The organism is Mycobacterium sp. NGS66 (assembly GCF_059812225.1).
Genome location: NZ_JCALCG010000009.1, coordinates 180,849 through 195,911 on the forward strand (window position 1 = coordinate 180,849; position 15,063 = coordinate 195,911).

Annotated in this window: 9 protein-coding genes; 6 read left to right on the forward strand and 3 right to left on the reverse strand. The window is 62.7% G+C overall.

Annotation, left to right across the window (positions count from 1 at the left end):
- The first annotated feature begins 459 nt into the window (after positions 1–459).
- From AC5Y2L_RS17760 to AC5Y2L_RS17785, 6 genes are all read left to right on the forward strand, one after another.
- On the forward strand, positions 460–3,444 hold the full coding sequence (locus AC5Y2L_RS17760) for a DUF499 family protein (RefSeq protein WP_499936912.1): 2,985 nt from the start codon (positions 460–462) through the stop codon (positions 3,442–3,444).
- The gene (locus AC5Y2L_RS17765; RefSeq protein WP_499936910.1) at positions 3,441–3,851 is read left to right on the forward strand and encodes a DUF7680 family protein; all 411 of its coding nucleotides are present in this window, start codon (positions 3,441–3,443) and stop codon (positions 3,849–3,851) included. Before AC5Y2L_RS17760 ends, AC5Y2L_RS17765 begins: the two co-directional genes overlap by 4 nt.
- Positions 3,848–6,832 (forward strand): DUF1156 domain-containing protein, encoded by a 2,985-nt coding sequence (locus AC5Y2L_RS17770; RefSeq protein ID WP_499936908.1) that lies wholly within the window; start codon positions 3,848–3,850, stop codon positions 6,830–6,832. The genes AC5Y2L_RS17765 and AC5Y2L_RS17770 overlap by 4 nt, the downstream gene beginning before the upstream one ends.
- On the forward strand, positions 6,829–10,404 hold the full coding sequence (locus AC5Y2L_RS17775) for a DEAD/DEAH box helicase (protein WP_499936906.1): 3,576 nt from the start codon (positions 6,829–6,831) through the stop codon (positions 10,402–10,404). Before AC5Y2L_RS17770 ends, AC5Y2L_RS17775 begins: the two co-directional genes overlap by 4 nt.
- 986 nt (positions 10,405–11,390) lie before the next feature.
- A complete protein-coding gene (locus tag AC5Y2L_RS17780; protein WP_499936905.1) occupies positions 11,391–11,786 on the forward strand; it encodes a hypothetical protein in 396 nt (131 codons plus the stop codon).
- Positions 11,783–12,145: a helix-turn-helix domain-containing protein gene (locus AC5Y2L_RS17785; protein ID WP_499936903.1), complete on the forward strand. Its 363-nt coding sequence runs from the start codon at positions 11,783–11,785 to the stop codon at positions 12,143–12,145. Before AC5Y2L_RS17780 ends, AC5Y2L_RS17785 begins: the two co-directional genes overlap by 4 nt.
- 378 nt (positions 12,146–12,523) lie before the next feature.
- On the opposite strand, the gene AC5Y2L_RS17790 is transcribed toward AC5Y2L_RS17785, so the two are convergent.
- The 3 genes from AC5Y2L_RS17790 to AC5Y2L_RS17800 form a co-directional block, all read right to left on the reverse strand.
- Positions 12,524–12,910 carry a hypothetical protein gene (locus AC5Y2L_RS17790; protein ID WP_499936901.1) on the reverse strand — a complete coding sequence of 129 codons (387 nt, stop codon included), beginning with the start codon at positions 12,908–12,910 and terminating at the stop codon, positions 12,524–12,526.
- A gap of 737 nt (positions 12,911–13,647) precedes the next feature.
- Positions 13,648–14,385, reverse strand: a complete 738-nt coding sequence (locus AC5Y2L_RS17795) for an anti-sigma factor family protein (protein ID WP_499936899.1) — start codon at positions 14,383–14,385, stop codon at positions 13,648–13,650.
- A 172-nt stretch (positions 14,386–14,557) separates the two neighbouring features.
- Positions 14,558–14,863, reverse strand: coding sequence for a DUF1416 domain-containing protein (locus tag AC5Y2L_RS17800; RefSeq protein WP_499936897.1), 306 nt, complete (start codon positions 14,861–14,863; stop codon positions 14,558–14,560).
- Positions 14,864–15,063: the final 200 nt, after the last annotated feature.

Consider the following 15,063-nt stretch of genomic DNA (forward strand, 5'->3'; position numbering starts at 1 on the left):
CCTTACCAAAGCCAACCTGCATATCGAGGCGGGCGTCAGTCGCGCAACCATGAACCGCGCCACTGAAGTCATCGCCGACTGGGAACGCCACTGGCGGCACCGAGCCTGCTCCTCGAGACGCCCGCCTGGTCGAGCTGCAGGAAACGGTCGCCAAGCTGAAGCAGAACGTTGCGACGTTACGACAACACAACACCGAGCTCGAACGTAAAAATCAGGCCGCTGTCACCATGATCGCAGAACTCAGTTCGCGCCAGTCAGGGCAATGACCAGACCGGTACAGTTATGCCCTTGCCGGTGCGGCAGCAACGGCGACGCTGGTGAGCGGGGGAGCCGTACCTTCTGCCCTGGCCAGGACATTTCCTCCGCCCAGTTGCCGATTACACCGAACTCATGCGCCTAACTCGACCAGAATTGTCGGTGTCGATAGCTACGGTGGACACAGCCAGAAGGGATGCACGAATGGGCTTGGTTGAGTCGATCACGCCGCGACGCGATGTTCTCGAGGGCGAGCTGACCGAGGCGCGGTTCGCTGCCAGTCTGGAGGAAGTCGTCGCAGGCACCGCGCCCGAGGCGTACGGAACGCCGGCCGTGTTCTTTGCGTCGACATACCCGTCCGGGGGGCTGAAATCCCTCCTAAATGAGGCGATGGGCCGGGTGACCGGAGGCCGGGCTGACGCTGCAAGCGTGATCCGACTGGAGACGAACCTGGGCGGCGGCAAGACCCACAACCTGATCGCGCTGTACCACGCCGCCCACGGCGGCCTCACCGCCGAGCAAGCCCCCGAGTTGATGGACCCCAATCTGCTGCCCAAGGTCCCGCTCCGCCAGCTCGGCGTGTTTGTCGGCACCAGCTCTGGGGCGTCGACCTTCCCACCCATCGAGGGCGTCGCCGCGAAGACAATGTGGGGATACCTCGCGCTACAGCTGGGCGGGTTGCCTGGCTATGAGTCGGTGCGCTCGGACGACGAGTCCCTTACGGCACCGGGTTCGGATGCGATCAAGCGCCTGCTCGGCGACGAGCCGTCGCTCATCCTCATCGATGAGATCGCCCGCTACTACGCTGTCGCCAAAGGTGTGACTGTCGGCCAGACCACACTCGCTGGTCAGACGACCGCGTTCCTCATGGCGCTGATGGAGGCCGTCGACGCGCTGCCGCACGCAGTTCTAGTCATCACCACGACGGGCCTCACCGACGCATTCGGCGAAGACACCGCCGACGTGATCAAGGCGATTGACGAAGCGCGTGAGTTGATGGCACGCAAGGAACTCGTCCTGCGGCCGAGTGAAGAAGCAGATCTGCCGCGGATCCTGGCGCGGCGATTGTTCGAGCCGATCCCGACCGGTGCCGCAGGTGCCGTCGCGCAGGTCTACGCCGAGACCGCCGACGCTGCCTTCGGCGCGGGCCTCGACCTCCCCGAGGGCGTGGCCGGCGCAGGATGGGCGACCGAAATCATGCGCACCTACCCATTCCACCCCGCGCTCATCCGGGTGCTCGACAAGCGGCTGTCCACCATTCCGAACTTTCAGCGCACCCGCGGTGCGCTTCGGCTGCTCGCGCGAGTCGTGCGAGACCTCTGGCAGGACTCGCCCGAAGACGCCCAGTTGATCCACCTGCACCACGTCAATCTCGCCGACCGCGTCATCGCCGAAGAACTATCCAGCCGGCTCGAACGACCCGCCTACGAACCCGTCATCCGTGCCGACATCGCATCACAGCCGGGCGGCGAACTGTCGCACGCCGACGCCGTGGACCAGCACATGGGCAGCACCTACGCCCGTCGACTCGCCACGAGTATCTACCTGTATTCGCTCACCCGCGATGTGCCTGGCGTCCCCGCCGCCGAACTGTATGGCGCGACCCTCGCTCCAGGCGGTGACCCGAACCTGCTGCAGAAGGCGCTCGACGGTCTTGAGCGCGCTTGCTGGTACCTACACGCGGACGTCCACGGCTACCGGTTCTCTACGGAGGCATCGCTGGTCAAGCTCGTCCAAGAAGCCGAGAGCGAAATCAGTATCACCAAGGCGCGCACCGAGGCCACCGCGATCCTCGCGCAACGCTTCAAAGACGCTGCGCTCAAAGTGAGACGGGCATGGGAGGACGCCAAGGTTCCTGACAACGACGAGGACGCCTGGCTCGTCATTCTCCACTGGGACGACTTTGGCGATCACCGGGGCGTAGACCCGCACTCAGGCGTCCCGACCAAAGTCCAAGAACTGTGGGACCGTACGCCATCCGGCGGCATCCGTGAGTTCCGCAACCGGCTCGTCATCCTGGCGCCCTCGCAGGGCACCCACGACGCGATGGTCCGCGCCGTCCGCACCCACCTGGCGCTGGTCGCGCTGGACAGCAACGCCGAAGTGCGAGCCGCGCTCAGCGCCGATAAACGGGAGGAACTCAAGAATCGGCGCAAGGAATCCGAACTCCTCGCCCAGATCGCCGTCTGCAACCACGTAAACGTCCTGTACGTCCCCACCGCGAGCGGGCTCGACGCGATCGAACTTGACGTGGTCACGCAAGCGTCGTCGAGACCCAACCAGACCGACGCTATCCTTGACCGACTCGCCAGCATGGACAAAACGCTCACTTCGAGCGCGAAACCACTTGACCCCGGCTACATCAAAGCAAAGCTCGGAGAGCTACTACAGAAGCCACAGCCCACCCGCGAGCTGGTCCGCGCCTTCGCTCGCCGCACCGATCTCAAACTCGTCCTCGACCGGGCCCAACTCGTCGCCCTCATCGGCGCGGGGGTACGAAACGGTGTCTGGGAGTACCAAGACCCAGAACGCGGCGACGACGGCTGGGCAACTAAGGACCACCCGAGCGCGGCCGTACGCCTCGCGGAAGACACCTTCATCCATCCCCCGGGCTCCGCCCCCGCGCCCAAGGAGCTCGTGTGCCCGTTCTGCGGCACGAGCCACCCGGGCAGCGCCTGTCCCGAAAAGGGAGGAGGGCCCATCTTCCCCCCGCCGCCAACCCCAACTCCAGGAGTATTCACCGGAACCGGCAGCGGCGGAAAGGCTTTCGCTGATGCGCGGGGTGCCGCAGCGGATGCCGGTCGGAACGAGTTGCGACAGCTCACTGTGGCCATCGACCACGTCGGAGCAGGAGCCGGAGCCGAATTGGCGCGACTTCACACTGTCGTCAATCCGAGCACGCTGGGCGTGACTCTTCACTACGACATCGATGTCACGGTCGCTCTCAGCGACCCGAGTGACTCAGTCCAGATCCGGTTCCACGGTGGACCGGCGGACTACGCACCGCTGCGGGAAGCCCTCAAGCAGCTTCTTGGCCCGCGTCAGGCAACCTTAAAGTCCAGCGTGACAGCACAGTTCACTGAGCCGATCCTGCTGTCCGGCGACCAGGCGAATGCAATAGCCCAAGCCGCGACAGATACCGGGCCCGCAAAGTGCTCAGTCACTATGAATACGGAAGGCATATCGTGAGCCGTGCCGAACACTATTCCTGCCATATCAGCCGCGATGACGACGGTCGGATCACCGCCGTCGCGATCGACGTCACCGACCTCGAAGGCGGACAGCGCGCGATCCGAGTGAACGGTCACCGGGCGGCCCACATTGCAGCCCCCCTACAGGAAATCTTTCGCACAGCTGCCTTGCGCGGAAGGCAATGGAGCTCGCCGCGGCCCTTCGAACTGACTCCCACGCTGGGTGCCCACGCGGAATTACTGCTACGCGCGGTCAAGCCACTTCGGCGGATCGATCGCATCGCCGGCGTCGCCGAAGGAATCGCCGGCATGAGTCGTGAAGAAGCCAATTACTGGCACGCCCAGGCGCAGCGCCGGTACGGCCTGAAGGCACTCCGCGTGTTGCTCGACGGCGGATCCCGATGACACGTTCGCTGATTGAGCAATGGCTACCCGCTCAAGCAATCGGCGCGGAAAGCCTCCGCGAGCGCGGCACCCCCAAGGCACTTCCGCCAATCAACTTCCTCCACGTTTGGTGGGCCCGCCGTCCCCTGACCGCCAGCCGCGCAGCCGTCTTGGCCTCGATCTTGCCTGCTTGGCCATCAGCCGAGGAGGCTGCAGCCGATCCGCGTAGCGAAACGATCCTCGCTGGGCTCCAAGCTGAATTTCCAAGTGGCGAGACCCAATACCATGCATGGTTTCGTCGAACGGTTGGCATCATGGGCGATCCAGTGACGGTCCGGGCCGCGATAAAAGCCGCCAACGCCGAGGGCCGCAAGCTTCCAGGGAACCCTTACGGCTACCAACGTGCATTCACAACTTCCCCTGATGAACAAGCGGTGGAAACAATCCGTCGACTCGCCGCCCTGCGAAGCGGGAGCCCAGATAATCCGTCTGTACTTGACGCGTTTGCAGGTGGCGGTTCGATCCCATTTGAGGCCGCCCGGCTCGGTTGTGACACTTACGCAAACGAGTTGAATCCTGTAGCGACGGCGATTCTCGAGGGAACCGTTTCGCTACCGGCGGCTCTAGGAGCTCCGTTCGCGAAGGTCATCTCGGAATGGGGTGGACGATGGGCAGAGCGCGTACGCGAGCGTCTAGAGCCCTACTTCCCGCGCCAGGACGGCGAAACGATAGCAGCGTACATCTGGGCGCATACCGTGCCCTGCCCGACAACTGGCCGTCCGACGCCGCTCGCTCCCGACTTCTGGCTTGCCCGCGGCGCCGCCGGGAGCGCCGCGGTTCGGCTTGATGTCGACGCCGAGCGTGGGGCCGTCTCTCCGGTAATCATCACAGGCTCAGCCGCGGCTGCATTTGGCAATCGAACCACCTACAAAAACGGTACAGCCGAGAGCATCTGGACTGGCGAGACCTTCCCAGGATCGTACATTCAGGACCAGGCGATCAACGGCCGATTAGATGTCATGCTGCTCGCAATCTGTTTCAGTCGACCAACCGCGTCTGGACGGCAGTTCCGTGCGCCCTCGGATGCTGACGCCAAAGCGGTCTCGGCCGCGAAAGCTGCACTTGCTCAGCGCATTCCACAGTGGGAGATCGCAGACCTGGTCCCTAGCGAGCCGATCTTCGAAGGCAAGGAGACGAAGCGCAGCGTCGACATGGGTTTGACGAGGTGGTCGGACCTGTTCATGCCCCGCCAGCTCCTTGCCAACATGTGCATCCTCGAGGAACTCAAGATGCTTATTTCCGAGGCGCGAGGCGTACTTGCTGCCGACGAGGCGAACGCGCTAGCCCTCTACCTTGCCTTTGCGTTAGACAAGATGGTCGATTACAACGGCCGGCTATCAAGCTGGCACTCTTCGCGCACCCTGATCCGTAACACCTTCGACCGCCATGACTTTGCGTTCAAGTGGACCTGCGCAGAGTTCGATGCAGCGCACGCTCTGGTCCCTTGGGGTGTCGGAAATGCCGTGGCCAACCACACCAAAATCTGTTCTCTTATCGCACCGGACGCGACGATCTTTTCTGCGGCACGGTCGGCCAGGGCACATGTGCGCCGAGGATCTGCCGCGAATCTCGACCTGCAAGATGAATCCATCGACGTGATCGTGACTGATCCGCCCTATTACGACAATGTCATGTACGCAGAATGTTCGGACTATTTCTACGTCTGGCTAAAGCGGTCATTGCGCGACACCTGGCCGCAGTACACGGAACTAATCCTAACGGACAAGGAGGATGAAGCAGTAGCAAATCGCGCCTTGTTCAAGGACATTGCTGTGCCCACCCGGCGCGGGCGTCGTAAGAACGATGGCGGGAAGACCGCCGACGAACTTGCCGACGAACGTTACGAACAGCTGCTGACAAAAGCATTTCGTGAGGCAAACCGAGTTCTCAAACCTTCCGGCGTCCTAACAGTCATGTTCACGCACAAGCGAGTTGACGCCTGGGACACCCTGGGCGCTGCTCTGCTCGATACCGGCTTTTCGATTCTGTCATCATGGCCGATCCATACGGAAAGCGAACATTCCCTTCACCAAGCGAAGAAGAACGCAGCCGCGTCAACGATCTTTCTTACCTGCCGCAAGCGCACGAGCAGCTCGCCTGCGTATTGGGCGGACATCCGCGGCAATGTCGAGCGAGCCGCAGAGGAAGCGGCGTCGCGCTTCGCCGAGAAAGGCATGACCGGTGTCGATCTAACGATCGCCACCTACGGCCCCGTCCTCTCTGTCCTGTCAGAGAGCTGGCCGGTCTACACCGGGGACTTGGGCGCCGACGGACAACCTGAAGTCCTGCGCCCAGATGCGGCGCTTGATCTCGCACGAGAGCGCGTAGCTACATTAAAAAAGCGTGGTCTACTGGGCGGTCGCGAGGTCGAGTTCGATCGAATCACTGACTGGTACCTGTTGGCCTGGAACGACTTCCAAGCCGCCGAGTTCCCGTTCGACGAGGCGCGCAAGCTCTGCATCGCCACACACCTCGAGTTCGACGAGATCGCCCGCCAACACAAAATTGTCAAAGCCGCATCGGGGAAGGTAACTCTCCAGACGCCAGCCCAGCGCCGCACCGCAGGCGAACTCGACCCCGACGCATCCGCCTACACCACCTGGATCGATCGCCTCCACGCACTAATGCTCATCTACGACGAAGACGGACTCGCGGCCGCACGCGCGTGGCTCGAGCGCACGGGACTCGCCGACGACGCGCGCTTCAGCGATCTCGTCGAGGCAACATTGCACGCGATCCCCCGCGTCAAAGACAAAGGCCAATTCGCTCGACCAGAAGCACGCATCCTTGACAGCCTCCGCACTGCCTTATTCGACCACATCCCGCCGCCGACCGACCCCAGCGCCCCAGCTGGAATTCAGGGCGCATTCGAAGTCGACCCCGAACTGGGCGAACTCGGCTACGAAGACGACGAGGGCGATCTACCCGAGGATGAGGAGTGAACGAACCGCATACGCATACCCCCGATGGCGAAGCAGTACCGTCCGGTCTGCGCGGCATCGACCTACAACCCGGCTACGACTCCAGCGACCAGGTTCTCGAGACTTTCTATGTCCCAGCCCTTTCGCGGGCAACCTCGTACGATCGCTCCGTTGGCTACTTCAGGTCCTCTGCCCTCAGCGTCGCCGCGCGCGGCCTGTCGCGGTTTATCAACGGAGGTGGCCGTGTTCGGCTCCTATGCGGCGCCGAGATCACACCAGCCGACCGTGACGCCCTCCTCGGCCGTAGCTCTCTTGACGGCGCGTTCGCTCAACGCCTCGCTGATCGTCTCGTCACCGACCGCGAGGTCGACCAGAAGCGCCTGCAGGTCCTCGCGTGGCTGGTCCAGGAGCACCGCATGGAAGTGCGTATCGCGATCGCTGTCGACGGAAATGGTGAACCGATTGTCGGGGGCGATCAGGATCCTTACTTCCACGAGAAGATCGGCGTCTTGCGCGATACCCACGGTGACGGCGTCGCTTTCCAGGGTTCGGTCAACGAATCGGCCACCGCATGGACGAGGAACTTCGAATCGTTCTCGGTCTACACCTCGTGGGGTGCAACCTCGACGCATTTCAGCTTCTGGGCCAACAAGTTCGAGGAACACTGGGCCGGTCGCATGGCCGGCTTCAAGGTGTATCCGCTGCCGACTGCCGCTCGCGAACGCCTCCTTAGTCTCGCACCAGGAGCCGCGCCCGATCCCCGAGACATTGAGGAACCGCCAATTGTCGGCGTCGATGCCGTGGTCGCGCGATACCTACAGGTCGCCCCACGTCTCATCGGCGCCGAGGCACTACCTGAAGCGACGGTCGGCTTAAACCTGTTCCCGCACCAGCGCCAAGTTGTGGAGCGGCTCGCCAGCCTTCACCCACGCTCGTGGCTAGTTGCCGACGAGGTCGGCCTGGGCAAGACGATCAGCGCGGGGATGGCGTTGCGTCGCTTGACTCTCGAGGGGCGCGTACGCCGCGCGCTCATCCTCGCACCCGCGAACGTTTGTCGACAGTGGCAAGACGAGCTGTTCGAGAAATTCGGACTTTGGGTGCCACGCCTTGACGCCAACAAGATCTACGGTGCTCACCCATCCGATGTGCATGGCAGTGGCCCCAACCCGTACGCGGAGCACTCGCTGCTCATCGCATCTAGCCACCTCGCGCGCCGGCCAGAGCATCACCGCCTCATCCTCGATGCTGCCCCGTACGACCTGTTGGTCGTCGATGAGGCCCATCATGCACGCCGCACACATGCGGCTGAGAACCAATACCGCCCTGGGCGATTGCTGGAATTGCTCGACCAGCTGAACAATCACGGTGCCACTCGTGCCCTTTGGTTACTCACGGCCACACCGATGCAGATCGACCCTGTCGAGCTACGTGATCTGTTGGTGCACATCGGCCTTCAAGGAACGCTTGCAGACCGTGACTGTTTTAACCGCTACTTTCAGGAGCTCGCCAAAGACGACGACTCACGCGTGGCGTGGGAGTGGCTCGACCAGGCGCTCCAAGACACACCACACCTGCCCAGAACGACTGCCGACGAAGCCCTGCTGGAGCGCATTAGACGCGATATAGGCCCGGTCGCGGCAGCGCACATCGAACGCTTCGGCACCGGGCAGGCCACCGCGTCGGAGATCGTCAGCGGGCTCGACAGCGACGGAACCGTGGCCCTACGTAGCTGGTTGCGCACAATCGGGCCGGTCGGCCAATTAGTCACCCGCCACAGCCGCAGCACTCTCAGGTCATATCGCGACCGAGGGCTATTGTCTGAGAACCTCGCCGACCGGGATACGGCGGCGGTCGCCATCCCATTCGACGCGGCGGAACAGAAACTCTACGACCAACTCGACGAGCTTATCGATCGACTCATGTTGGCGCATGGCAGCAGCCAAGGCGCGGGCTTTGTCCTCACCGTCTACCGCCGCCGGCTGACCTCATCGTGGGCCGCCATCCGAAAAACGCTTACCCGGCGTCTGGCACACGAGGAACTCCTGCTCGACGACGACCTTCTCGTCGAGGCTGACGACGCCGAACTCGAAACGACGAATGCGGGCGCAATCAACCAGACGCAGGCGCTTCCGTTGACCCCAGCGGAGATCGACGAAATTCGCGGCTATGTCGAGCGCATGGGGGTCGTAGCGGATTCCAAATTCGACCGCCTGCTAACGGATTTGAACGCCGCGCGGGACCTGGATAGGTCGACGATCGTGTTCACCCAATTCGCCGACACGCTCGAAGATCTACGTGATCGGCTCAGCGGCGCCTATCGCCATCAGATGGCGACATTTACCGGTGCTGGAGGGAGGATTTTCCGCGATCTCGAGGGCTGGATTGAGATCTCCAAGCGTGATCTGGTCGAGGCGGTCCGCGCACGTCGTGTCACCGTCCTGCTTGCCACCGACGCGGCAAGCGAGGGCCTGAACCTGCAGACGTGCAGCTACCTCATCAATTACGACATGCCATGGAACCCCATGCGGGTCGAGCAGCGCATCGGTCGCGTGGACCGCCTGGGTCAGCAGGCCGATGTCGTCAAGATCCGCAGCTACTTTATTCCGAATACCGTTGAGGAGTCCGTATATACGGCTCTTGCAAACCGCATCGACATCTTCAGCGGCATGCTGGGCTGCCTTCAACCCATACTTGGCTCAACCGAGCAGGCGTTCCGCCAAATCTTCCGCGCGCCGCGTAGCGAACGGCAAGCAGCACAAGAACAGGCCGTCAAGGAGATCATTCATCGTTTGGACCACGGCGACCGCCACGGCCTCGACATCATCGCGGAGGACCCGCTACCACTGCCCACCTACCCACCCTCCCCGGTCATCCACGAGGACCTTCGCCACGTGCTTGTCGACCGTTTCTCCGCCGTCCTCGATGACGTCAACCGCCCGGTGACGTGGACACCGGCCCGCGCGTCGCGCGACCCGGAGGGATGGGTAGCCCTGGCGACTTACGGCCACCCGCGGCTCGAGTCTGTACTGGAGAAGCACGCCGGCGCCCACCTGCCCGACGACACTGCCCTCACGCTATCGACTGTCGATGACGGCCCGATTGCGGCCGTTCGTGCCGACAGGACCCCGCCGGTGCCCGTCAGGAATCTGGCCGACATCGACGCGCTCGGCCCTGCCACCGCCCGCGGCGAAGCGGAGCACCTCGCAGAATTAACCGCCGCTGCGGCGCGGGAACAGCGCCGACGCTACGAACAGGAACTCGCGGGACTCCAGCTGAAGCAAGCCACCGACAACCTCCGACAACGCTTCGTTTCCCTCGTACGAGACACCATCGCCGCCGGCTGCGCAGCGTCACGCAGCAACGGCACACCGGCCGCGGACCCCATTACCATCTGGTTCGACCTCGGCATGGATGCGACCAGCCCGTGGGCCTATGCGAGAGCGATGCAGGACCGGCTCGGCGTTCCGATCTCGCAACTGATTACGGGCGACCTCGGGGTAGATATTGAACCAATCTCGTCGCAACGCTGGGCAGTGATCCGACAGCGGTCCGGCGACGACCTGATGAAGTTGATCGCTGAGTTCAACCAGTGATGCTTCGAGTCACTGCTCGCGTCGGCGGAGCACCACTTTGCGGCCTCCCAGCCGCGCAGCGCCGGTTACTCATGGCAAGGCCAGCCGGGATGTGATCTCCGCACTCCTGCTCGACGCACCCCCGGGTCAGGACGACTGACGCCATGAATCACCCCGCTGGCTTTAGAGGAATTGCGTTCTCGCGCCTACGAACTACTGCAGCAGCATAACGAGGCGGCGCTGCGGGAGGCGGTCAGTGCCCTGACCTCTATCCTGGACATGTCTCCGGCGTCGGACTCGGGCGCGGCCATCCATGCAGACATCGCCCGCGCACACGATCGATTAGCCAAGATGGGGCTGCTAGAACACGCAACGCCGGCAGTCGAACACGCTCTACATGCCGGCCAGAACGAATTCCGCGGCATGCTCAAAGGCGATACAACGGAACTCGAGATCGAGTACAGCCCGGCCAGCGGCCCGGCGCTCGGCCTCGTCGTTGGCCGAACCGAGGTGTTCGATCTGGCGCGATCGTGTTTGTCCGAGTCGATGTCGTGCGCGTGCGACCGGCGCGAAATCACTAAAGCAAGGACGGCTTCAGCGTGTGGCCGCCGGTTGTACCGCTGTCGCGAAGCACGGCACTCGCGGCATTGCGAACAGACACGCCGAGGACGGCGACGACCGGATCGTGGTCGGGGAGGTCGCGCACCGCAGTCACTCTGCCTAACAGGCGGGGCAGGCCTGCGATGCGGTTTCGCTGTTGACCAGCTGCTACTGCTCCGCTCCATCGCTCCGGCCTGGGCCGGTGGCGAACTGACCGTCAACCATGGGCCGTTGCGCTCGCTGATCGATTCTTGTCGCGTAGCCTGCCTTGCGTCCGCGGTGCTCGCAGGCCCGTTGCGCGCGTGATCCCGTCGCGCCGATAGCGGTTGCGCGCTTACTGACCGATCCGTCCCCACTGCCTGGGTATATTACTTGCGATGACTATTCATTTGCAGTAATATTTAAGTGTGATCACCGACTGGACCGGCGAGTTTCAGAACTGGCTGGACTCCCTGGACGCCAAAGCCGACGCAGGTGATCACCTCGCGCGACGCCAACTCGAGTATGCAGATGCCGGCATCTCTGTGCTCACCGACTTACCAGCGCCGCCGAACGACGACACCGCGGTCCTGATGCGAGTACGCCAGCGGGGAAAGTATCCCATCTGGCGTGTGTCGCACCCATTCGACGACGAGGTCGCCGTGCGCCTCATCGTGTGGTTCCCCGAACATCAGGCGGCCGGGGTAATCGTCGCGTTCGGCGGCGACAAAAAGAAGATCGGCGACGCCTTCTACACCAGTGCAGCGGCGCGCGCCGACGCGGCCATCGAGCAGTGGCTACGAGAGAGGAACAGAGAAAAATGAAACTCGAAGACAAGGGCAGGCAGCGTCTGCGCCGCACCCTCGCCGACCCCGACCATGCCGAGCGCGTCGCGGAAATTCGCGAGGGGATGCGGGAAATGGACCGCATCTACGCGATGAACCTGGCGATGATCCGCAAGGCCGCACAACTCACCCAGGAAGACTTGGCGGCCCGTCTCGGCAAGGGGCAAGCGGCGGTGTCCAAACTGGAACGGCAACACGACCTACTGCTGTCCACGCTCGCTAGCTACATCCACGCCGCAGGCGCCGAAGCGCAGCTCGTCGTCACCGTCGCAGGCAAAGAACTGCGCTACGACCTAGGACGGCTAAGCTCCATAGACGACCCGATTGCCACGACCTGAGTCGATCCGGCAAGGCCGCGATCATTCATCCCATCCGGCGCGGCACTAATGTCCGTTCTCAAATGATCTGGCACAACCGGAGACGCCCAATCAGGAGTGCGACAGATCGGATGACAATGCGTACCCAGCCCGCGAGTCCCATCCGCCAGCGGCTCGCCGCACGTTGACCTGTGCTGCGACAGATCAAGTGAGAATGCGATAGGTCATTTGAGAACGGACAACTAGCGAGGGCACTACTGCCGCCAACAAGCTTCGTAATGGCCCATGTTGGTTCCCAAGTTGTCATGTTTCGTCACTGTGACGTTTCCTGCGAATGCAGCGGGCGTTGACTGACGGCGGCGGCAGCAGCACAGGGGGGAGACGTGCAAAATTCCATCATTAATGGTCAGCATCCCTGCTCGACGTATGCGGCATTGTCAGGAGCCAGGCGCCGGCGTACCCAGCCGCCATGATGCACGCGGCCGCAGCGATCGCAACCGTTGCCCACAGTGGTTGTCCCCAGCGGCGCTCGTAATCTAATCCGACCGCGATGCATGTCAACCCGAACCCCAAAAAGGCGATGGCGGTGACGACGGCGCCCACTGATGGCGCAGGCAAAACGCGGCCTCGTGTACCTTGCATCAGCACTGTTACCGCGCCAATCGCGCTAACAGTCCAGTCATGGCTAATCCACATAGTCATGGCTGAAATGATGCCCAAAGGATTGGACACCGTGAAGCGATCGCCCACGTTGTGACTGATGATCAAAAAGACATAGTCTGGCAATTCAGCAAGATATGACGTCCGAAACCCATTGCCTGGCAACCAATTTCGCCGATAATAGCGATTATGGTTAACTAAATCAGATCGGGAGTCGCCCAACACAACGGGTCCGGGGGCCCATGACCCGATCACGGGCGGTCACCAGACTCGGATTGGTGAAAATCGGCGGTTATCCATCCCGGGTCCTGCCGTTTTCATCTGATGAATCACGCCCGGAGCTTCCTTCCGATTGGCGGTGGCCAGCATTGTCGCCGAGCCCGGCCCGAAATACCAACGCGCGGAATTGATCCCCGGTCGTAATGCGCGAAAGTCCTTTGCAAGCATCTCCTTAATCCGCCGCGCTTGCGTAGGCGGCGTCCCGCGCCCACGTTGCAGGCAGCCAACACTGGCTGGCTTCATTGCGTGCCCTGGCCGCTGTTGACAACGAAACTGGCTGTGCGACAACGAAGAAATCGGCCATCCCCTCACCTGGTTACCGATCTTGTTAGGGGCTGCGCCGCTGCAGTGGCCTCGGTGCCTCGCACAGAGCGGGTGCTACCGCCGGCCACCCGCGTCACAAGTTTATTGGCTCGTAGCCTGAAGGCCTTATCGCCACTCTCCATGACACGGTGATCGCTGGCGGATCCGGGGAAATATCGGTTGCTGAGATGCCTACTCCACGGTGGGCCATCTGCTCACCTGGCTCGGGACGATGGCATAGCAGGACGACCGCGCCAGCGGCACTTACGACTACCGGCAATCTAAAAGGAGCGCTCCAACAGCACTCGGCCGGTATCGGCGTAAACCACTTGCACCGCGGCGATTTGGTCGGCCGATGTCGAGATGCTGCCGGCGGGTGTCGCCGTGTGGCCCGGCTCAGCCACCCATGTCGCCAGCCGAGTTTGGCTGCCGTCGCGACCGACGACCACCATCGCCAGCCTGTCGTGGGGCGCATCCAATGGAGCCAAGCAGTCGGACCTCATGTTGATGGATGTTCCCCAGCGCTCAGGGGTGACCCGAACCGTCGAGGTCAGCAATTTGGTCCCGACTTGCGACATTTGCAGCGCCGACACGGTCGCCTGCGTCGGCGACGAGGTCGTGAAATGGCCGTGGACACCAACGAATATGCTGACCGCTAGCACTGCAGCCGCAACCGCGGCCGTCCAGGTCCTCAGGTGAGAACGGCGGCGTCGCCAGCACACCGCGGCCAGTAAGGTCGGCAGCACCTGCGGCGACATTTTCGGTATCACGGATAGGTGGTCGTACCGCTTGGTCGCGGCCAGCGCACTCGGGTCAAGCTGCGCAAGCATGGCCGGCATGCCAGACAATTCGGCAATGGCCTCCCGGCATGCCGGGCAGCATGGCAGGTGTGCCTCGAATTCACGACGGTCGGCGGCAGACAGGGATCCCAGCACATAGGCGGCATCCCACATCGCGTAGCGGTGGTCGTCATCCACGTACACGTTGCGATCAGCGGGGAACCCGCAGAGCGGTGCCATCAGATACTCCTGCTATCGACACGGGTCAAATGTCAATTCGGTTCACGAATTCGCCGCTGACGATGCCGGCTCATCTGCATAGGTACGACGCGGCCATCGTGATGGTCTACGTGGACCAGCAGCGCAGTGCCGCACTACGTCTGCAAGGGCCAGTACGAGAGTTGAAGCAGGATCAAGTGGTGATTTCGACGTCGACCGTATGGATGCCGGGGCCAGTTGCACCGACCACGGCGTGGCCGCTGCCGATCGCGGACAGCGCACGCACCGTCCAGGGCCCCGGCGCGGCAAAGAACCGGAAGCAACCGGTCGCCGATGCGACGACCTCCGCAGTGAAGTCGTCGGACGCATTCAACAACCGCACGAACGCACCAGCCACCGGCTGTCCAGAGTCGTCGACCACCCGACCCCCAATCACCGTCTCCTTCTTGATGTCAACACCAACTGGCAGCGCGATCCTTTCCGTCGAAGAAGAGCTCATGGTTCGCCTTTCCGAATCGACAGGGCCACCCCAGGAAGCCTAGTTATTACTGTTTACGTACGTAGATAGTATTACACCACGCGGGGAAATGGCCGGTGCAATTCAGCCCACTGGTCGTGTCCGCTTCACCGCCAACGCCCGGTCGGTGGCCATACTTGCCGCTCCCAAGGGGCCAACCTTTGACCATGGACCTCGACGAT